Origin of the sequence: Pseudoalteromonas sp. NJ631 (assembly GCF_000276645.1) — a bacterium.
Classification (GTDB): Bacteria; Pseudomonadota; Gammaproteobacteria; order Enterobacterales; family Alteromonadaceae; genus Pseudoalteromonas; species Pseudoalteromonas piscicida.
Window position 1 is genome coordinate 633,190 of the sequence record NZ_AKXJ01000001.1, and the last position, 19,575, is coordinate 652,764.

Below are 19,575 nucleotides of genomic sequence, written 5' to 3' on the forward strand. Positions count from 1 at the left end.
GCTGATATGGCTATCAATTTTTCTTTATCCAGTTCAATATTCTATCTTCACAAGGTCACTTTGCGCCAATAGCGAACGGACTGCCAACATAACCTCTGCGTCAGTAGACAAATCAAAGTTTAATCTATACCTATTTTTGGCAAGAAATTGTGTTTCAATAGCACCAGTGTATACATTAACCCTTTCTAAGTAAGCCAAATTTTCTTTTCGGGTCGTGTAATACAACCACTCACCTCTCATTAACCACCGGTTTGAGCTCACGCTTTGTAGTTTAGTCAACAGGCGCTTTTTGCCATCTTTTTGATACCAAGCTTGCAACGCATCGTCGAGCAACAGCGTCTCAGATGAGCTAACCTTTATCTTGGCAAAATACCCAACATCTTCCCTTACGGTAATTTGAGTATCGAGCTCGTAGCGATAGATAACAGGTGAACCATGCTCAAGCCTTGCGTAATGCAAGTTATCTAGATTTGATACCCAAACAGGCGTTGTAACTTGCTCTAGTGATGTGGTGAGAAACTTAATTGCATCTTTTTCAAGGTCAAATACAAATAACCGTCCATCGACAATACCTGCCAGCTTTCTACCCTCAGCATTCAGTTGCAGCGCGCTAAAATCACTGTCTCTGGGAAATGTATGTAATACCCTACTCGTCTGTCTATCAGCAGCAATAAGCTCAGTTCTACCAAATTGTTTTGTCACGAAGTAAGTTTTGTCGCTAATCTTATCCATGATGGGGAAGTCTTGTGCACCAAGCTGTGTGTGAAAACCAAAGTGAGAAACTGAATTTTCGGAAAATGGGTTCGCCAAATATTGTAAATCTAGGTAGTTTCCATTGTGCTGTCGAGCATAAAAGCAGTGCTTGCCGCAGCCATAGAAAACGTCGTTCAGATGGGGGATATCAAGCTCTATGGTATGTAGCTCATATTCAGTGAGATTATACTGGGCAAAATCGGAGTGAAAGCTTGAAAGTAGGATACTTTCATCATCCTGTTGCCAAACCAAACGATTAAATGCTTTTGGCAACAGGGTGATATGACTCAACTCACCACTAGCAAGGTGCTGGATCAACAGCTCATGGCTTTGACTGTCGCTATTTCGAAGCACCGCGAGCCAGCGCCCGTTATGGGATTCGCGAGCAAAGTAATCGCCGCCACCATTCCCACCGGGAGAGGTAATATTTTGTAGTGTTTGATTATCTATTCGATAATACCAAATCCCTTGCGGTGTTAACGGCTTTTTGGCGTCACTTAAATACAACCCCTGACCATTCGCGCGCCAAGATTGCAAATACCGTTGCGAAGAGACTGCTTGTGGTAAGGTGTCATAGTTCGTCAGCCCTGTTTGTGGCGAATAGTCCGCGATTACAATGTCTGAAGTTGTGGCCGTACTCCTCGTAAACGCAATTTTACTACCATCATAGGAAAAGTATGCATTGGCAAAATTAGCCTCACCAAAAGTAAGCTGAGTAATTTCGCCGCTTTCTAACGATTTAGTGTAAAGCTGAAGATAATCATCTTTCTCCGCTCGATGGGAGTAAAGTAAATGATTTAGTTTACTGTTAAATGAAGGGCTAACCTCTGAGCCGGCTACCTTTGTAAGTGCTTCAAGCTTTGGTTCGATGACTGTTCCACCGGAAAAAAGATAAAATAAAACCAATAAAATCAATGCAATTATAGAAAGTAACCGATAGCGTAGGTGGTTCAAAGGCCTCGCTTTAGAAGGTAAAACAGAAACTTCGGCAATCAATATGTAGCCCTTCAATGGCAATGTTCGAACATAACGTGCTTCTTTTGCGCTATCTCCTAAGGATCGGCGTAATTTCTTGATTACCGCACGAAAAGCATCATCAGTGATGATGCGATTAGGCCAAAGTAAATGGATGATTTGCTCTTTAGTTACCAACTGTCCAGGGTTTTCGACAAATAGCTTCAGCAGTTCATTAATCTGCGGCTCAAGCTTTTTAACTTGGCCCTGATGACCAAGCTCTGCTCGTTGATAATCAAAAACAAATTCCCCAACTTTGTACATACGACTCCACTGTAACCAGTTTTTATTTTTTTATAGCAAAATTAGCGTCTTGTGTCGCCTGACTTAATGTGACTTTTGTCTAAAACCGTAAATGTCACATTAAATCCATTGCCTAGTTTTCCTCCCGCAAACAAGCTAAACAGCAAAATTAAAACTATTAATAAGGAAAACTATGTTAGTCCGTTTAGCCTATTTATTTTTGTTTATGTGGCTTGCTATCAGTAAAGTACAAGCTGCAACTACAACATCTCTTCAACAGCAATTGGATAAAGTAAGAGAAATGGCGTCCGTGCCAGGTATTGCAGTCGGTATTGTTGAAGCTGGACACCCTACTATCGTTATTACTTCTGGCTATGCCGATATTGAGAGCAGACGTCCTGTTACGGCAAAGACCCAGTTTCGATTTGGCTCGATTGCCAAAATGCTGGTCGCGATGTCAGTGATGAAACTTGTTGAACAGGGAACACTTTCTCTCGATGACCGTTTGATAGATATTGCCCCTGAAGTTGAATTTACTAACCCTTGGTCGGCAGAATACCCGCTTAGGGTAAGGCATTTACTCAATCATTCCACGGGTTGGGATGGAATGCACTTTGCTGAAAATGTCAAAGTGGCTGAGCAACCCACCTCAATATCACAGGCACTTAACATTCATCCAGACAGCAGAATCTCTCGCTGGCCACCGGGCAGCCGCACCGCATACAATAACAATGGCGCGCTCATTGCAGCCTATTTGGTGGAGAAAAAATCGGGACTTCCGTTTGAGCAGTTTATTGAGCAGCAGTTTTTCAAGCCTCTAGCGATGAACGATAGTGGCTATTTTTACACTGACACTTATCGTACCAATGCCGCAACTTTATACCTTGGCAACAAACCTTTACCTTATGAACACCTCAATAATCGTGCAGCTGGAGGCCTCAACAGTAGTATCTCAGACATGTCAAACTTGTTGCGATTTTTGCTTGAGCAAGGTGAAAGTAATAACCAGCAGCTCCTCTCTGAACAATCGTTCAAAAAGATACAAACCCCAAATGGAACACTCCCCACCAGCGCAGGTATAGAGCTGACTTTTGGGCAAGGGGTTAATTTATTTCACCACAATGGCGTCATACTTTATGGTCACGAAGGTAGCGTACGCGGAGGCTCTGCAATACTCATCTATCAGCCTCAACTAGGGAAAGGCTACGTTATTGCAGTCAATGGTGAAGGCGCTGCCACGGCGAAAATCCATCAAATTTTGGCCGAGTTTATTACTCAAGATACAGCACAACCAAGTATAACTTCAGAACACTTCTCAGCCACACAACAAGCGATGTCAGGTTTTTATCGTCTGATCAATCCGTCTGCAAGTTTGGTTGCCCCTTTTGTCTCATTGCTCCCTTGGAAGCTCACCGTACGTGATGATAAAGCACATATCCATGCTTTACTTGGCATGCCTCCACGACCGCTACGTAATGCGGGTAAAAGGTTGTTTGCACAGTGGAGTACAGGAAAAGTTGTGCTAGTACAGACTCAAGATCCGCTTGCCGGAGAAGTATTACAGTATGGTCCCATGACGCTAAAGCGTACCTCTGGCTTTATGGCGGTTTTTCCCATTTTCATCGCGCTATTTTGGTTACTGTTAAGCTTAATGACCATTGTGCTGTTATTGACTAGGTTAATAAGAAAGAGCTTAAAGAAAGCGCCTCCTTCTTTGGCTAGCAATAAGCTAACTTGGTGTAGCATCCACACCATAGCCAGTGTGATAATGGCATTTATCTTGATTGTAATTGCAAAAAATAGTACTCAATTAACCCCTTTAGTAGCGACACCTAGCTGGCTTTCTATTGCTCTATTTCTTACTACTATCTGGTATTTACTAGTATCAATTTGGCATCTTTTTTTGTGGTGGAAAACTAACCGCACTCAAGTGCGAGCGTTTAGTTACTGGCTCGCCACTTTATTTACACTAACCAACGCATTTGTCGCGCTTTATTTACTCTTCAATGGCATGATAGGAATTCGGCTTTGGCAGTAACGCTTTACTAACCTGAATTTCAGGCATCGAAGACTATTTACGCCAGTAGTCCGATACCCAACAACGGTAACTCGTACAATTAAACGGAGTTTGACGCGCGTGAATGTAAAAAGCATTTCATTGGCTTTAATAGTAGTGATAATTTGGGGGCTTAACTTTTCGGTCATTAAATTTGGCCTAGCAGAGTTGCCTCCTATTTTATTCTCAGGCTTGCGTTTTTTGGTAGTCGCGATCCCTGCAGTATTCTTCATTCCTTTTCCTAAAACGTCGTTATGGAACGTACTCGGGGTTGGGCTGTTTTTAGGTGTGCTTAAGTTTAGCTTGCTGTTTATTGCGATGGAGTCAAATGCATCAGCCGGCATTGCTTCTTTGCTGCTACAAGCCCAAGTCATTTTCACGATTTTGCTAAGTGTTTTGTTGTTAAAGGAAACCATGGATCGCTTTCAAGTGGTGGGAATTAGCATCGCAACGTTTGGCTTTAGCTTGTTTTTTATCAACTCGTCTGGGTCAACGACAATATTGGGCGCAGTGCTCATTCTATTCGCAGCATTATTTTGGTCGTTTTCAAATCTCATTATGAAGCGCCTGCAAGACGTTAATTTACTCCATTTTATTGTTTGGGTAAGCCTAGTGCCGCCATTGCCACTTTTTACACTGTCTTATTTTATTGAAACTGACGCACCATTGACCTTACTACTAAACACCACAACACAGTCTTGGCTATCCATTGCCTATGTGGGTTATATCTCGACACTGATTGCATTCGCAATATGGGGTTGGCTACTTAAAAATCACAAGGCCGCGGCAGTCACGCCTTTTGCTTTATTAATCCCTATTGTCGGCATTGTAGGTTCAGCCTTATTACTTAATGAGCAATTGATATTAATGGAAGCCGTTGGGGGCAGTTTTATCTTATGTGGCTTAACGATTTCTGTTACAGGTGCTCGGATAAGCAAAATATTTAGAAAACCCCAGGCCGATGCTATACCCTAAACGACAAAGACCTCAACAGAGGTCTTTATATTCACGGGAAACAAAGGCGCTGAAACTGCATATTGAGTACAAGGGTTAAGCAAACATTGTTTTAACGTCTTCGAGTACATTCAAATAAGTGTCATCAGCAAACATATTTACCTCTCTTATTACCCCTTTTTCTTCATACTGTTTTAGCGCTGCAGACTTATCCGATACCTGCAAAATACCTTCTACAATTGCACCAACACGAATAAAGTCGACATAACAAACATGTTCAGGCCGATAATTTGGATTTGCCCAGCTTTCTGCGACTTCAACAAACTCATCGGTGAATTCCCACTCTCGCATTATTGCCCCTCCAATTTTGCCGCCTAATTTCTGGATGGCATGGGCCAAAAAGCTCGGATTAGCAAACACTTCAGGGTGGCGTTCGGCCTCCGTTAAAATAGGCAAAACACCGATATTAAACACCAAAGAAGCCAACGTGATTGTATCTTTGTTAAGCGAAGTGTGCTTATTGACGCGAAGATAAAAATCCATCGTTGTTATCGCTTGGCAAGCGACTTTTAGCGTTTTCTGCCAAGCTTTGTCCATGTATGTCTTGATGAGTTTGTTATTCGAAACAAATAACTGCTCCATTGCCATTGCAGTCGCTATATTCTTGATTTGTCTAAGACCGATACGAGTTACTGCTTGGTTTAAGGTGTTTACCTTCACCGAACGGCCCATAAAAGCGCTGTTGGCAACTTTGATCATACGTGCTGCAAGGGCCGGGTCGTGAGAAATTACGTCTGCCATCTGCATCAAGTTAATTTCAGGGTCATCTGCCGCCTGCCTAACCCGCACTGCGATTTCAGGTAATGTCGGCAATACCAAGGTGTCGTTATTAATTCTGTCAGTTAGAATTGTGAGCAAAGCATTTTCTGTAGACATGAAACCAAATCCCTTAATAACTGAATAAAAGACCCAACTACAAGCGTAAGCTTATGGCAAAAGTAAGCACTTGCTTGCTAGAGGTCACACTGCTGATTTTTAGTATCTATGACGTAAGTATTGTCTAACTTTCGGATAAAGTTAAGAAAATCTAAAAAAATAATATTTTATTTATATACCCTAAATAATTAGCAAGTTAGAATTCAGGACATATAGTACTTTGTGGCAAACTTTGCCGCAAAAATACTGAAAATGACCCACAGCTGGACACAAATGATGACCTTTCACGTTAACAGCGGCTTGAGTATCACACACCAATCTAAGTTAACTAAGTATTGTGATACAAAATCGTGTAAGGTGATCGCCACATAATTAAGACAACAAGGGAGCATTATGAAACACTCAATGATTTCGGTTGCAATCGCGCTTGCAACAGGTCTCACCCTAACTGGCTGCTCTGAGCCATCAACCTCTTCAGAGAAACCTAATGCACAAACTGAGCAAGCACAAGCTAATACTGAACAATCAGGCTATAAGCTAGTTAATGCATCTCAAGATCGGCTAGATATTTATACCCCAGTAACGCTAAAAACAGACTTAAGTCATTTAAACGATAACCAGAAAAAGATGTTAGCTTTACTCATCGACGCTTCGGTTATTATGGATGATTTATTTTGGCAGCAAGCGTTCGGCGAAGACAAAGCAACATTCCTAAGCAAAATCTCAGACGAAAAAGTACGCCAATTCGCAGATATTAACTATGGGCCTTGGGATCGTTTAAATGGCGACCAAGTTTTTCTTTCTGGCTTTGAAGAAAAAGCACTGGGTGCAGAATTTTATCCAAGCGACATCACCAAAGACGAGCTAAATAGCGCCGATGTAAAAGATAAAACAGGACTGTATTCTGTTATTCGCCGCGATGAAAACGGCAAGTTATACAGCACTTCTTACTCATCAGCATATAAAGCAGAGTTGGATAAGGCCGCAGCGCTTTTACGCCAAGCAAGTAAACTGGCACAAGACAAAGAGTTTGCAAACTACTTAAACTTACGCGCAGATGCATTAGTCAATAATAGCTACCAAGCGTCTGATTTCGCTTGGATGGACATGAAGAATAACCCGATTGATGTGGTGATTGGTCCAATTGAAACCTATGAAGACCAGCTATTTGGCTATCGCGCCGCTTTTGAGTCTTATGTTTTGGTTAAAGACTTGGCGTGGAGTGAGCGTCTCGCTAAATTTGCAGCTTTCTTACCTGAGCTACAAACCGGCTTGCCTGTTGATGATAAATATAAGCAAGAAGTACCAGGCTCTGATGCCGACCTAAACGCATATGACGTCATTTATTATGCAGGCCATTCAAACGCGGGTAGCAAAACCATTGCGATTAATCTACCAAATGACGAAGAAGTGCAACTCCAAAAAGGTACGCGTCGCCTACAGCTTAAAAACGCTATGCGCGCAAAATTCGATAAGATCTTAGTACCGATCGCCGATCAACTTATCATCCCTGAGCAACGTAAGCACATCACCTTTGATGCTTTCTTTGCTAATACCATGTTCCATGAGGTGGCCCATGGTCTAGGCATTAAAAATACCATTACAGGTAAAGGCACCGTGCGCCAATCACTGCAAGAACACGCCAGTGCACTTGAAGAAGGTAAAGCCGATATCCTAGGTCTATACATGGTCGAGCAATTACTTAAAAAAGGCGAGATCACCGAAGGTACGCTTGAGGATTACTACATCACCTTTATGGCAGGTATCTTCCGCTCAGTACGTTTTGGCGCATCCAGTGCACATGGTAAAGCGAACATGATCCGCTTTAACTTCTTTAAAGAAGAAGGCGCGTTTTCAAAGAACACGGATGGTTTATATCAAGTGAATATGGAAAAGATGGGCGCAGCGATGGAGAAACTGTCTAACCTTATCCTAACGCTACAGGGTGACGGCGACTATCAAAAAGTAGATCAACTGATCGCCACACACGGCGATATCAAAGCGGAGCTACAAAAAGACCTCGATAAGCTTTCCAAAGCGAACATTCCTGTTGACGTTACCTTTAAGCAAGGTAAGCAGGTGCTAGGACTGTAATTACCGAGCACACCATGGTAGTGCTTACTACCATGGTGTAATTAATCCTAGATACAATAATCTTTGATTTCTTTTTGGTGTTTTTTGATGGCTTTTGTGGCTTTGTCAGATTTAGCAATCGCTAGATTTACTTTCGCATCATTGCATTTGTCTTGTAGCTCTTTGCGCATTAAATAGTTTTGATCTTGCTGTTGCTGCGCCAACCCTTCCACACCACTATATTCAGTTCTGGATTCTGGTTCACGATCTTTTTGATAAGGCTCTGGCACAGTCGCCTTACAGGCGGATAATAATGATACTGTCAAAATAACAACTAAACTTTTATTCATATCGCTTACTCCTTGATTTAAAACGGCAAAAGTCAATTTCAGTTATAACAGTTCCAGATATAAACACAAAACACGTAGAGCTTAAAAGTTTGTAAAGCGCTTGATGTGTTTACAGTCTCATTGCCTTTTTGAGGATTTAAGCAAAACTCGCCTTTAACTGCTCAATTTCCTCATCACTGTAGGGTTTTGCTGGATAGAGCCCCCAAACCGGTTTTGGCCATGCAATATCGGTTTTAAATCGTGCGATGTGGTGCACATGTAGTTGCGGCACCATATTACCAAGCGCAGCCACGTTTAATTTATCTGGGGTAAAGGTGTCTTGTAACAGCTGACTAAGTTTGGCCGATTCTTGCCAAAATTGAACTTGCTGCGACTCAGGTAAATCAATAATTTCTTTTGCTCCTGCTACTCTTGGCACTAAGATAAACCAAGGGTATTGTGAGTCATTCATCAACAATACAGTACAAAGCGGCCATTCAGCCATTAGAATACAGTCTCGCTGTAATTCTTTCGCTAATTCAAATGACATAGTGAAATTCTATAAATCCTATTTACTCAGCACTCTATCCGAATTTGTTGCTATTGCAAAGCGGCTTCATTACCATCCGATCAGACTTTAAAAATATAACAAGGTGGCTACCGTGCACTCTCGCATTAAACACTACACCATCGCCCTTCCGTTAGCACTTGCCTCTGTCACCGCTAGCGCAGAGCAACTAACGCTAGAGCGACTTTTTGACGACCCGTCTCTTTCAGGTAAAGCGCCTGTAAAACTGCAATTTTCTCCTGACGGTTCTCGTGTTACTTATCTTCAAGGTAAAAAAGAAGACTATAACCGTTACGACCTTTGGGAATATAATCTCAAATACAATACCAACCGCTTGTTGGTAGATTCTGCGGCGCTATTTTCTGGCCCAGAGAACCTCTCAGATGAAGAAAAAGCACGACGTGAGCGTCAACGCATTTTTGGCCGTGGTATTTTAGAATACAAATGGTCAAAAGATGGCAAAGCGCTACTTTTCCCACTCAATGGCGACTTGTACTACTATGAAATCGCTTCTAGTAAGAGTAAGAAACTAACGGAAACGGAAGCATTCGAAACCGACGCTCGCTTCTCGCCAAAAGGCAATTTTGTTTCTTTTATTCGTGAGCAAAACCTCTATGCCATTGATCTTAAATCGGGTAAAGAAACGCAATTAACTAAAGACGGCGGTGGCGTAATTAAAAACGGCATGGCTGAGTTCGTTGCTCAAGAAGAAATGAGCCGTATGACAGGCTATTGGTGGTCGGGTGATGAGCAACAAATTGCTTTTACTCGCATTGATGAAAGCCCAGTTCAGGAAGCCATTCGTAACGAAATCTATGCCGAAGAGGTCAAGCTATTCAATCAACGTTACCCATACACCGGGACTGCTAACGTTGAGATTGAATTGGGTGTTGTAAAAATCAATGACCAAAAGGTGGATTGGATTGATTTAGGCGACGATAAAGATATCTATATTGCCCGTGCAAATTGGTTAAAAGACAACAAAACGTTGTCATATCAGTGGCAAAATCGCTCACAGCAAAAACTGGAACTGCGCTTTTACGATACTAAAAGCAAAAAGCAGCAAGTCGCCCTGATCGAAACCAGTGATACCTGGATTAACCTACATTTTGATCTTGAATTCTTAAAGGACAAAAAGCATTTCGTTTGGGCATCTGAGCGCGATGGCTTTAAACACCTTTATCTTTACAGAACCAATGGCCAACTTGTGCGCCAAATCACTAAAGGCGATTGGATTGTTGAAAGCCTTCAGGGAATTGATGAGAAAAAAGGCATCGTATACTTCTCCGGCCGCAAAGACACACCGCTTGAAAGCCACCTATACAGCGTACCACTTTTCAAAGATGGCGATGCAAAACGTATTACCGAAAAAGGCAGCTATCATAGTGTCGTACTGGCAAAGGATAACCGTACCTTTATCGATAAAAGTTCTTCTGTAAACCGTCCACCAGCCGTTGCGCTACGAAAAGTGAATGGTGACTTTGTTACTTGGCTTGAAGAAAATGCGCTGAATAACGAACATCCGTTAACACCATATTTGAGTAACCTAGCCACGCCAGAATATGGCACGCTTAAAGCGGAAGATGGTCAAACCATGTATTACCGCTTATTTAAGCCCGCAAAGCTTGAAAACGGTAAGAAATATCCGGTTATTGTGAACGTGTATGGCGGACCTCACGCACAACGCGTGACCAACAGCTGGCGTAGTAAAAACTTGTATTTCCAATATCTTGCACAGCAAGGTTATGTGATTTTCCAATTAGATAATCGAGGTTCATATAACCGCGGTAAGAAGTTTGAAGATCCAATCTACAAGCATTTAGGCGTCGTGGAAGTGGCTGACCAAATTAAAGGCGTTGAGTTCTTGCGTACGCTAGAGTATGTCGACCCTGAGCGTATCGGTATTTATGGTCACAGCTATGGTGGTTATATGGCGCTGATGACAATGTTTAAAGCTGGCGACTACTTTAAAGCCGGTGTCTCTGGTGCGCCAGTAACCGATTGGGCTCTATATGACACGCATTACACTGAGCGTTATCTTGGTCACCCAGATACAAATGCTAAGGGCTATGAGCAAAGCGCGGTTTTCCCTTATGCTGATGGACTAAAAGGCCCGCTGATGATCTATCACGGTATGGCGGACGATAACGTGCTATTTACCCATGCAACGAAACTATTTAAGCAGTTGCAGGACGAGGTTAAGCCATTTGAAATGATGACTTATCCAGGCTCGAAGCACAGCTTACGTGGCAAAAAAGTACAAACCCACTTGCATCAAACTATTACTGACTTCTTTAATCGTCATTTTGAGGTTGAAGTTAAGTAAGCACTTAATAGCGCCCAACTTACTATGAGCTGGGCGTTCCTTCTTTTCTCTACATTTAGTTCTAGTCCATTGGTCTAATTGTTTATTCTTCTAGACTAAGAAAAACTGAAATTATTGTTCTATCCAAGTTATATATCAATTGCATTAAGTAAATGAGCTATTTGAAGCGGGGAAATAACTTTAGTAGCAAGGCAAAAATTTTGCTATTTAGTTGTTCTAAATGAGAAATTTTTAACGAAGCTAATATGGTATTTCACCCTTCAAATTGGTTGGAGAATTAACGCAATTGGTATTACTACTAAGATTAATTAGTATGAATTGATGAGGCGTTCGCGCCTGCTTCTCTCAATAATAAAAACGACATAAGGATTGCGTTATGTCCAAACAGTTTTTTCGAAATCTCACCATTTTCCAGCGCCTCGCGTTACTTATCATTGTCGTTATTATCGGCGTTATCCTTCAAAGCGCAGTAAGCTTATCGCAACAGTATGATGCACTCGAAAAGCAGCAATATCATAAAACTCAAAACCTTGTTGAAAATGCCTATAGTTTAGTGGCTTACTTTCATCAACAATATGTATCTGGGAAACTCCCAGAGGCGCAAGCGAAATCCGCAGCCCTTGATGCCGTTGCCGCTTTACGATACGAAGGTAATAATTACTTCTGGATCAACGACTATCACCCAAAAATGGTGATGCACCCATTTAAAAGCGAGCTCAACGGCAAAGATCTCAGCCAATCAAAAGATCCCAACGGCAAGCGCTTATTCGTTGAAATGGTAAAAGTGGCAGAAAAAAGTGGTGCGGGATTTGTTCCCTACCTGTGGCCAAAGCCCGGTAAAGAAGCCCCTGTCGAAAAAATATCTTACGTCAAAGCGTTTACACCTTGGGGTTGGATCATCGGCTCCGGTGTGTACCTCGACACTATCGAAGCTGAGTTTGCCTATATTCGAAATTTGCTATTAATTGAGATGGCAGTGCTTATTATTCTGCTATTCCCATTTAGTGCAATCATAAGTAAGAGCATCATCACCCCCATTCAACACGCCAAAGACATGATGAAAGATATCGCTCAAGGCGAAGGCGATTTGACTCGACAACTCGACGAAAGCGGTAAAGATGAGATCACCGCGCTTGCCAAATACTTTAACTTGTATACTGAGAAGATGCGTCACTCCATCGCAACAGTGGCCCATAACGCCAAAGAAGTTGAAACACTGGCCAATCAGGTAAAAGCGGCTGGCGAAGAGAACCTGGCATTTATTGAGTCGCAAAATGACCATAGCCGCCAAGTCGCCACGGCTGCCGAACAAATGACCATGCAAGTTCGTGAGATCAGTAGCAATGCAGATACTGCAGAACATTCCGCCGCAGACGCACGCAATTACAGTGAAAAAGGCAAACAAACTATTTCTCAAACCATCGCCGCCATTAAAAAGCTGTCGGAGCAAATTCAATCTGTGAGCGTGACCACAACGAGCCTTGCACAAGAGAGTCAGCATATAGGATCGGTGCTCGATGTTATTCGGGGTATTGCGGAGCAAACCAATTTACTTGCACTAAACGCGGCAATAGAAGCCGCTCGAGCGGGTGAACAAGGGCGAGGCTTTGCCGTTGTTGCAGATGAAGTGCGCACCCTTGCAAGTCGTACAGGTCAAAGCACAGATGAAATCCACAACATGATCGAGCGACTGCAAAAAGAAGCGCAGCAGGCCGTAGCGGCAGTTAAAATTAGCCAACAAATCTCGGAGCAAACGGTTGAACAAGTACAGCTTGCCGATAGTGCATTAACCGAAATTGAGCGCCTAATTGACGCTATCTCGGATATGAGTACCCACATCGCCAAAGCCACCGACGAGCAGAGTCTTGCAGCACAAGAAGTTAATGAGCGAATAGCTCAGCTTTCTGACTCCACCCACCACTCTTTGGATACCACACATTCACTCAACAACACCAGTGAGCAACTAACACGAGCAAGTCACGAATTGAGTGACATAGTTAACCGCTTTAGAGTATGATATCCACCCTGCAGAGCACCTGTCAGTGCTCTGCTTCTTGCCCAATAGATGATTGATATTCCTTATCTTGTCGATAAAAATAATCCGTGAGCATCTAAGCTATTTTACCGCTATATTGCCAATTTATTTGCTGAGCAAAATAGCCCGTGAAAATCTGTTTTATTATGTACCCTTGGGAGCGTGTAGAAGCTGAAAACGACAGCACGCTAAGACTTATCCACGAAGCCGTATCGCGCGGTCACGTCGTTGCCATCACTACCGTAAACAACCTCACTATTCGCGAAAGTGTCGCTAGTGCCTTCTGTGATGTATTTGTTGCAGGCCAAAAAGTATCTGACAACTTCGTGAGCTTTTACAACAAAGCTGAGTTTAAAAAAGTACAGCTTCCTTTGGCAGGTTTTGACGCGATATTTATGCGCGCTAATCCGCCGCTTGATACCTTAGCGATGAACTTTTTAGACTCTGTTCGTGATGACACTTTCATCATCAACGACATTGATGGCCTGCGTATCGCAAATAACAAGCTATACACGGCATCTTTCCAAGGCATCGCGAGAGAGTTTATTCCAAATACGCATGTATCAAAAAATAAAGAGTATTTAGAGCGTATATTCTCTGAGTCAGAGCAAGAGAAAATGATCTTAAAGCCACTGGATGGCTTTGGTGGTCGCGGTGTTATCGTCGTTGAAAAACGCGCGAAACAAAGCTTTAGCTCACTCCTTGAGTTTTATATTGGTGGCGATGAGGCTGGTAAAGGCAGCAACTACGTCATTTTACAAGACTATGTTGAGGGTGCCGACGAGGGTGATGTTCGCATCCTAATGCTTAACGGTGAACCGATTGGTGCCATGAAACGTGTGCCTGCAGCAAATGAAGTGCGTGCCAACGTACATGCCGGTGGCAAAGTGGTGAAACACAAACTCACCAACCAAGAAAAAGCGTTATGTAAGCACATCGGCCCAAAGCTTGTGCGTGATGGTTTGTATTTTGTTGGCATTGACGTGATAGGCGGCAAGCTTATCGAAGTTAATGTACTCTCGCCTGGCGGGATAACCCGTATTAACCGTTTAAACCGCTGTAAGCTGCAAGTGCAAGTTATCGATTTTGTAGAGAGTGTGGTGCACGCCAAAGAGCTAGTAACGCATCGCAAAAACCAATTCCGTCAAGTAATAGAAGATGCTCATGCTATCTGAACAAGCCATCATTACCGCGCTTGAAGCCGGTAAACCCATCAGTGGACAATTTGCTGAAGGTGCTTTTCACCTCGAAGTGAGGGAATACGTGCCTTATGTCGCTACTGCTGTACACGCAGGCCACCGTACCCGGGCTAGCCTAAAAGGCTTGTTCGCCATTAGCGATGCTGAGCGTTTACAAGAGGAAGATCCGTTTACCGACGGCATGATTGAATCATTACCCATCACGCTCATTGCGCGTGACTCACGTTACGAATACGATCTTAACCGGGCGCCAGAGCTTGCGATATACAAAGAAGCATGGGGTAAACAAGTGTGGAGCCAAGCGCTACCAAATGCAGACATAGATGTTAGCTTGTCAAAGCATGCAGCCTATTACCGTGTGCTCAGTGCGCTGTTAACCACGCTTGAGCGTAAGTTTGGTGCCTGCTTGCTATTTGATGTGCACAGCTATAATTATCAAATTCGTAGCTACCCTTATGCACCAACCTTTAATATTGGCACTGCACAACTTGATACCTTGCGTTTTCGCGCCGTATTAGATGAGCTGAAAAAGCAGCTAGGACTGAAAAAACTGGCAGGCCAGCTGGTGGATTGTGCTGAAAATACCGTCTTTCAGGGTCATGGTTATCAAGCGCAATATATTACCAGCCACTTTGATAACACCTTAGTGGTACCGCTGGAAGTGAAAAAAGTCTTTATGGACGAAAACAGCGGCGAATTGTTCCCGGTGGTGTTTGAAAAACTACAGCGCAACATGCATGTTGCTTTGAGCAAAACGGCAAAAACATTCGCTAAAAATCACTGCTATAAGCCACTTCGCAAAGCAAAATCCACGTCGCAGCTTGACCCTGCGCTGATCAACGTGGACTCTGCGCTATACCGCATAGCCAGAAACCTTGAAACGCTGCATTACGTTAACCCAAGTAATATCGCACAAGAGAAACGTCGCTTTTTCTCGAAACGTCATTATCAGCCTGCGTTTAAATATCGCCCGCTGAAAATTGACCCGTATGAGTTTAAAGAGCAACTCTATCGCTTGCCCGTTGGAAAAATCCAAGATCCGATCGTAAAAGATTTATATCGTAAAGTGATAGACAGCTACGCCACTAAAATCGAACTGATCACCCAAATTGGTCGAGAAGCCTTTTTGTATAACTCGCTACGCTATTATGGTGAGCCGGATTACAACGATATAAATAATGCGACCTTCTTGCTGCACGCGCGCGAAACCGAAACCTTGCCAAAAAAAGACATTACTGCCGAGCAAGCCTTAGTCCGTTTTAATCAAGCGATTGAGACCATGGGCTTACCTTGTAAGGTCGCTATATCAAGCAAGCTCGTTGCCAAAGCAATGGTCGACAATAGTAAGCGTCTTCTGCTTGTAAATAGCAGTGCTATGCTATCTGAGCTTGATATCAATGCCTTGATAGAGCATGAAATTGGCGTGCACTTGCTCACGACCTTAAATGCTGACGCTCAGCAGCTTAAAGTGCTGCACTTAGGCCTACCTGGCAATACCTACACTCAAGAAGGCCTTGCCATCTATCGCGAGTATCAATCTGGGCAAATAAATCTGACCCGATTAAAAGTATTAGCGCTTAGGGTGATTGCGGTTAACATGCTGCTTAAAGGCGATAAATTCTATCAAGTGTATGAGTTTTTAGCTGACTCGGGTGTATTAAACGTCAATGAAGCCTTTGCGCTGACCACGCGAATTTTCCGTGGTGGTGGTTTTACTAAAGATCATCTCTACTTAAAAGGCTTTAAAGACATAGTGCAGCTTGCCAATACTCGCAGCTTAGATAATTTATATCTCGGTAAAACGGGCATTGCGCACTTAGATGCGCTGGATGCGTTAGTAGAGCAAGGTATATTCACAAGGCCTAAATATCTGCCGGATACAAGCCGAGATCCTAAGCCTGATGCAATCCTAAGTTATTTAATTTCTTCAATTAAATAGGCCAGATTCGCCACTGTGGTTATACTAGTGCCATCTAGTATCTACCCAGTGGCTTTGTTTTGACACAACAGGAAATAGATTTACTCGCTTTTGAGCTGGCAAACCTTCGTCTCAAAGCCGATCTTACACTTGCACCGAAGTACAGCTACTTTTCAGATAAACCCTACCCGCTTGGTCGCTGCCTAGAAATTCGCGATGAAATGTTTAAACTCGTCACCACAGAGCTCAAGCAAAATTCAGAACGTTTATCTGTGCTCAGAAATTACATGCTTAAAGAAAATGCCGAGCTCAAAAAAGTATGGGGTTCGCTACGCGATGAGTACTTTCAAAATGCGATGTTGGTGGGAGATTGGTATATAGATACCGCAAACGATACGGTCAATGCAAACAAACCCAGAGTTGAAATCAAACCCATCGTACAATCAGGCTTTTCCACCATCACTAATTTCGAGCAGTTTGTTAAGATTGCTCGCGCTTACTGGCAAGTGGAGGTGTTTAAAAACACCGCCTTTCCAGCCATCGCGCCTTATTTACCATTAATTTGTGTCAACGCAACAGGCGCTACTTGGTTAGCTGCGGCCAATGACGATATGATCAAAGTCGCTACCAACAGTGAGTTTAGGTTATCTGAGCAAATCCTCTGTCAGCTGCCAGAGCCTAACTCTGTTATCGCATCTCGCTGGCAGCAGACCCTAACTGGCGCCGATGCTTTAGATGACATTTTATTGCAGACAGGAAAGCCTGAGGGGTTTTGCCAACTATACAGAGCTGCCGAAAAAGCAGAGGATTTAGCATTTAGAGATAGGGTCGTACGCGCCTATATGAGCTTACCCAAAGGCGCGTAGCGTAGTGAATTAGAAAGAAGCGGGATAAGTCGGTTTTTCGTCCGTAATTTCCCATTTATCTTCTGTTGGTCTATCCACTCGACATTGATTTTGCTGTTGGAAGCACCTGTCCTCGCAGTTTTGTACTTGCATCGGATCTGAGTAATCTCTGCGACAGCTCATAGAACACGAACGTGAATCACCTTCGCAATCAACCGGCACATTGCTGACTCTAGTTGCAAAATGTCCACTACAGCCACTAACAAACACAGCGGCGAACACTGCTACTACCCATAATTTTGTTGTCATTGCTCTGCTCTCAAAAACACCGGTTCTTGGGCCTTTTGCGTTGCTTCTTCACTAAAGCGGTATCCTGCAATATCAAACGCTTTCAGGCTTTCCAAATCCGATACTTGGTTCTCAATGATATACCTTGCCATCATACCGCGCGCTTTTTTCGCGTAAAAACTGATGACTTTGTATTGACCATTTTTACAATCTTTAAAGATAGGAGTGATAATGTCGCCTTTCAGCGCTTTCTTATCTACCGCTTTAAAGTACTCATTTGAAGCTAAGTTTACCAAGTATTGTGTCTGTGCCCCTTCCATGACCTTATTCAGTTTTTCAGCGATAATCGTGCCCCAAAACTCATACAGGTTTTTGCCACGCGGGTTACTTAACTTTGTACCCATTTCTAAACGATAGGCCTGCATTAAGTCAAGTGGTTTTAGGATGCCATACAGCCCAGATAAGATACGTAAATGATTTTGCGCATAATTTAAATTAGCCTCAGTTAGGCTTTGCGCTTCTAAACCAACATACACATCGCCATTAAAAGCAAAAATAGCTTGTTTAGCATTGTCCTGTGTAAAAGGCTCTGACCACTCGGCAAACCTTGCCGCATTTAAGCCCGCGAGCTTGTCGCTTATCTTCATTAAGCTACCGATCTGCTGTGGTGATAAATCGCGACAAACTTGAATAAGTGACTCGCTATGCTCCAGCAGCTCTGGCTGTGTGTGCATCTTGGTTGGTGCGGGTGTTTCATAGTCTAGGTTTTTCGCTGGAGAGATAACTGTGATCATGGTTTGCCTATTGACTTAGCTAGTAATTAATGTCAATTTCAACACTATCCCCAAGTAACTTCAAGTGTTTGTCCGCTTTCACTTGGGTTTAAGCAATTCGCTGTTACAGTACAGCTTCGCTTTACAACTCGACCTTATATAACAATAACCCTAAATAACGAGTGTGATATGTCGCCCGATACGGACATATGACCTATTCAGCTATTTAATGGTGTTGCAACATAAGGCGTCTAATATCACTTCGCTGTTATCAATATTGGAATGAGGAACACATGACTTCAGCATTAGATAGGCTAAAACAACATTCATCAATCGTCGCTGACACCGGTGACATTGAAGCCATCCGCAAGCTACAGCCTGAGGATGCAACAACTAATCCTTCTCTTTTACTTAAAGCGGCAGAGACGCCTGCTTATCAGCCTTATCTAACAGAAGCTTGGGATTATGCCAAAGCCAATGAAAGTGACGCTGAAAAGCAATTAGCGCTTGCTTGTGACTATTTTGCCGTTGTGATTGGTAAAGAAATCGCAAACTCTGTGCCGGGATATATCTCAACCGAAGTAGACGCACGTTTATCTTTTGATACCGAAGCGACTATCGCAAAAGCAAAAACGCTATTAAATTTATATGAAGCGCAAGGCGTAAGCAAAGACAAAATCTTGATTAAGATTGCATCGACTTGGGAAGGTATTAAAGCCGCTGAAGCACTGGAAAAAGAAGGTGTAAAGTGTAACCTAACGTTGCTATTTAGCGAAGCGCAAGCACGAGCATGTGCCGATGCAAACGTATTTTTAATCTCACCATTTGTTGGGCGTATTCTAGATTGGCACGTTGCCAACGGCCTAGAAAAACCAACTGATCCACTACAAGATCCGGGTGTACAATCTGTTCGTAGTATTTTTGAATTCTATAAGCAGCACGGTTATAAAACCGTTGTAATGGGCGCCAGCTTCAGAAATACAGGTGAAATTCTAGCCCTAACGGGTTGCGATAAGCTCACGATTAGCCCTTCTCTATTAGAAGAGCTTGCTGCAATGCCTGCAAACGAAGATTACCTACTTGAGGCTGACTTTGCGCCTAAAGCAAAACCTGCTGAGCTTAGCGAAAGTGAGTTCCGTTGGTTACATAACCAAGACGCAATGGCCACAGAAAAGCTTGCTGAAGGTATTCGCTCATTTGCCGATGCACAAGAAACACTAGTCGCACGCTTTAAAGCACTGTAAGTGCCTTAAACATTCGATTTC

15 protein-coding genes are annotated in these 19,575 nt (G+C 43.0%); 9 read left to right on the forward strand and 6 right to left on the reverse strand.

All coding sequences use genetic code 11. From position 1 onward, the window contains the following. Nucleotides 1-33: 33 nt before the first annotated feature. Entirely contained in the window at nt 34-2,031 is a 1,998-nt protein-coding gene (locus A587_RS0103035) for a winged helix-turn-helix domain-containing protein (RefSeq protein ID WP_017216372.1), read from the reverse strand. 172 nt (nt 2,032-2,203) lie between these two features. On the opposite strand from A587_RS0103035, the gene A587_RS0103040 reads away from it, so the two are divergent. Together A587_RS0103040 and A587_RS0103045 are read left to right on the forward strand one after the other, a co-directional pair. Next, entirely contained in the window at nt 2,204-4,048 is a 1,845-nt protein-coding gene (locus A587_RS0103040) for a serine hydrolase domain-containing protein (RefSeq protein ID WP_017216373.1), read from the forward strand. Between the two features lie 99 nt (nt 4,049-4,147). Further along, nucleotides 4,148-5,041, forward strand: coding sequence for an EamA family transporter (locus A587_RS0103045; RefSeq protein WP_017216374.1), 894 nt, complete (start codon nt 4,148-4,150; stop codon nt 5,039-5,041). 75 nt (nt 5,042-5,116) lie between these two features. Here A587_RS0103045 and A587_RS0103050 read toward each other — a convergent pair whose 3' ends face one another. Continuing rightward, the gene (locus tag A587_RS0103050) at nt 5,117-5,956 is read right to left on the reverse strand and encodes an HDOD domain-containing protein (protein ID WP_017216375.1); all 840 of its coding nucleotides are present in this window, start codon (nt 5,954-5,956) and stop codon (nt 5,117-5,119) included. Between the two features lie 393 nt (nt 5,957-6,349). Here A587_RS0103050 and A587_RS0103055 point away from each other — a divergent pair, with 393 nt between their 5' ends. Continuing rightward, nucleotides 6,350-8,050 (forward strand): dipeptidyl-peptidase 3 family protein, encoded by a 1,701-nt coding sequence (locus A587_RS0103055; protein ID WP_017216376.1) that lies wholly within the window; start codon nt 6,350-6,352, stop codon nt 8,048-8,050. A gap of 47 nt (nt 8,051-8,097) precedes the next feature. Here the strand turns inward: A587_RS0103055 and A587_RS0103060 are convergent, their stop codons facing one another. Beyond that, entirely contained in the window at nt 8,098-8,379 is a 282-nt protein-coding gene (locus A587_RS0103060) for a hypothetical protein (RefSeq protein WP_017216377.1), read from the reverse strand. Between the two features lie 136 nt (nt 8,380-8,515). Then, nucleotides 8,516-8,908, reverse strand: coding sequence for an HIT domain-containing protein (locus tag A587_RS0103065; protein WP_017216378.1), 393 nt, complete (start codon nt 8,906-8,908; stop codon nt 8,516-8,518). 112 nt (nt 8,909-9,020) lie between these two features. Between A587_RS0103065 and A587_RS0103070 the strand changes: the two genes are divergently transcribed. The 5 genes from A587_RS0103070 (at nt 9,021) to A587_RS0103090 (ending at nt 17,270) form a co-directional block, all read left to right on the forward strand. After that, the gene (locus A587_RS0103070) at nt 9,021-11,252 is read left to right on the forward strand and encodes a S9 family peptidase (RefSeq protein WP_017216379.1); all 2,232 of its coding nucleotides are present in this window, start codon (nt 9,021-9,023) and stop codon (nt 11,250-11,252) included. A 376-nt stretch (nt 11,253-11,628) separates the two neighbouring features. After that, nucleotides 11,629-13,269, forward strand: a complete 1,641-nt coding sequence (locus tag A587_RS0103075; protein ID WP_017216380.1) for a methyl-accepting chemotaxis protein — start codon at nt 11,629-11,631, stop codon at nt 13,267-13,269. 146 nt (nt 13,270-13,415) lie between these two features. Continuing rightward, nucleotides 13,416-14,462 (forward strand): glutathione synthase, encoded by a 1,047-nt coding sequence (gene gshB, locus A587_RS0103080; RefSeq protein WP_010372154.1) that lies wholly within the window; start codon nt 13,416-13,418, stop codon nt 14,460-14,462. Next, nucleotides 14,446-16,425 carry a flavohemoglobin expression-modulating QEGLA motif protein gene (locus A587_RS0103085; RefSeq protein WP_026000865.1) on the forward strand — a complete coding sequence of 660 codons (1,980 nt, stop codon included), beginning with the start codon at nt 14,446-14,448 and terminating at the stop codon, nt 16,423-16,425. Before gshB ends, A587_RS0103085 begins: the two co-directional genes overlap by 17 nt. Nucleotides 16,426-16,484: 59 nt before the next feature. After that, entirely contained in the window at nt 16,485-17,270 is a 786-nt protein-coding gene (locus tag A587_RS0103090; protein ID WP_017216383.1) for a hypothetical protein, read from the forward strand. A 9-nt stretch (nt 17,271-17,279) separates the two neighbouring features. Here the strand turns inward: A587_RS0103090 and A587_RS24965 are convergent, their stop codons facing one another. After that, complete coding sequence (locus A587_RS24965; protein ID WP_157234618.1) at nt 17,280-17,558, reverse strand: hypothetical protein; 279 nt, start codon at nt 17,556-17,558, stop codon at nt 17,280-17,282. Further along, a complete protein-coding gene (yaaA, locus tag A587_RS0103095) occupies nt 17,555-18,331 on the reverse strand; it encodes a peroxide stress protein YaaA (protein WP_010606114.1) in 777 nt (258 codons plus the stop codon). Before yaaA ends, A587_RS24965 begins: the two co-directional genes overlap by 4 nt. A gap of 272 nt (nt 18,332-18,603) precedes the next feature. Between yaaA and tal the strand changes: the two genes are divergently transcribed. Beyond that, nucleotides 18,604-19,554: a transaldolase gene (tal, locus tag A587_RS0103100; RefSeq protein WP_017216384.1), complete on the forward strand. Its 951-nt coding sequence runs from the start codon at nt 18,604-18,606 to the stop codon at nt 19,552-19,554. Nucleotides 19,555-19,575 lie beyond the last annotated feature (21 nt).

Coding starts and splice junctions, on each gene's coding strand:
- A587_RS0103035 (WP_017216372.1), bottom strand. CDS start 2,031: ATGTACAAAGTTGGGGAATTTGTTTTTGATTATCAACGAGCAGAGCTT.
- A587_RS0103040 (WP_017216373.1), top strand. CDS start 2,204: ATGTTAGTCCGTTTAGCCTATTTATTTTTGTTTATGTGGCTTGCTATC.
- A587_RS0103050 (WP_017216375.1), bottom strand. CDS start 5,956: ATGTCTACAGAAAATGCTTTGCTCACAATTCTAACTGACAGAATTAAT.
- A587_RS0103055 (WP_017216376.1), top strand. CDS start 6,350: ATGAAACACTCAATGATTTCGGTTGCAATCGCGCTTGCAACAGGTCTC.
- A587_RS0103060 (WP_017216377.1), bottom strand. CDS start 8,379: ATGAATAAAAGTTTAGTTGTTATTTTGACAGTATCATTATTATCCGCC.
- A587_RS0103065 (WP_017216378.1), bottom strand. CDS start 8,908: ATGTCATTTGAATTAGCGAAAGAATTACAGCGAGACTGTATTCTAATG.
- A587_RS0103075 (WP_017216380.1), top strand. CDS start 11,629: ATGTCCAAACAGTTTTTTCGAAATCTCACCATTTTCCAGCGCCTCGCG.
- A587_RS0103085 (WP_026000865.1), top strand. CDS start 14,446: ATGCTCATGCTATCTGAACAAGCCATCATTACCGCGCTTGAAGCCGGT.
- A587_RS24965 (WP_157234618.1), bottom strand. CDS start 17,558: ATGACAACAAAATTATGGGTAGTAGCAGTGTTCGCCGCTGTGTTTGTT.
- yaaA (WP_010606114.1), bottom strand. CDS start 18,331: ATGATCACAGTTATCTCTCCAGCGAAAAACCTAGACTATGAAACACCC.
- tal (WP_017216384.1), top strand. CDS start 18,604: ATGACTTCAGCATTAGATAGGCTAAAACAACATTCATCAATCGTCGCT.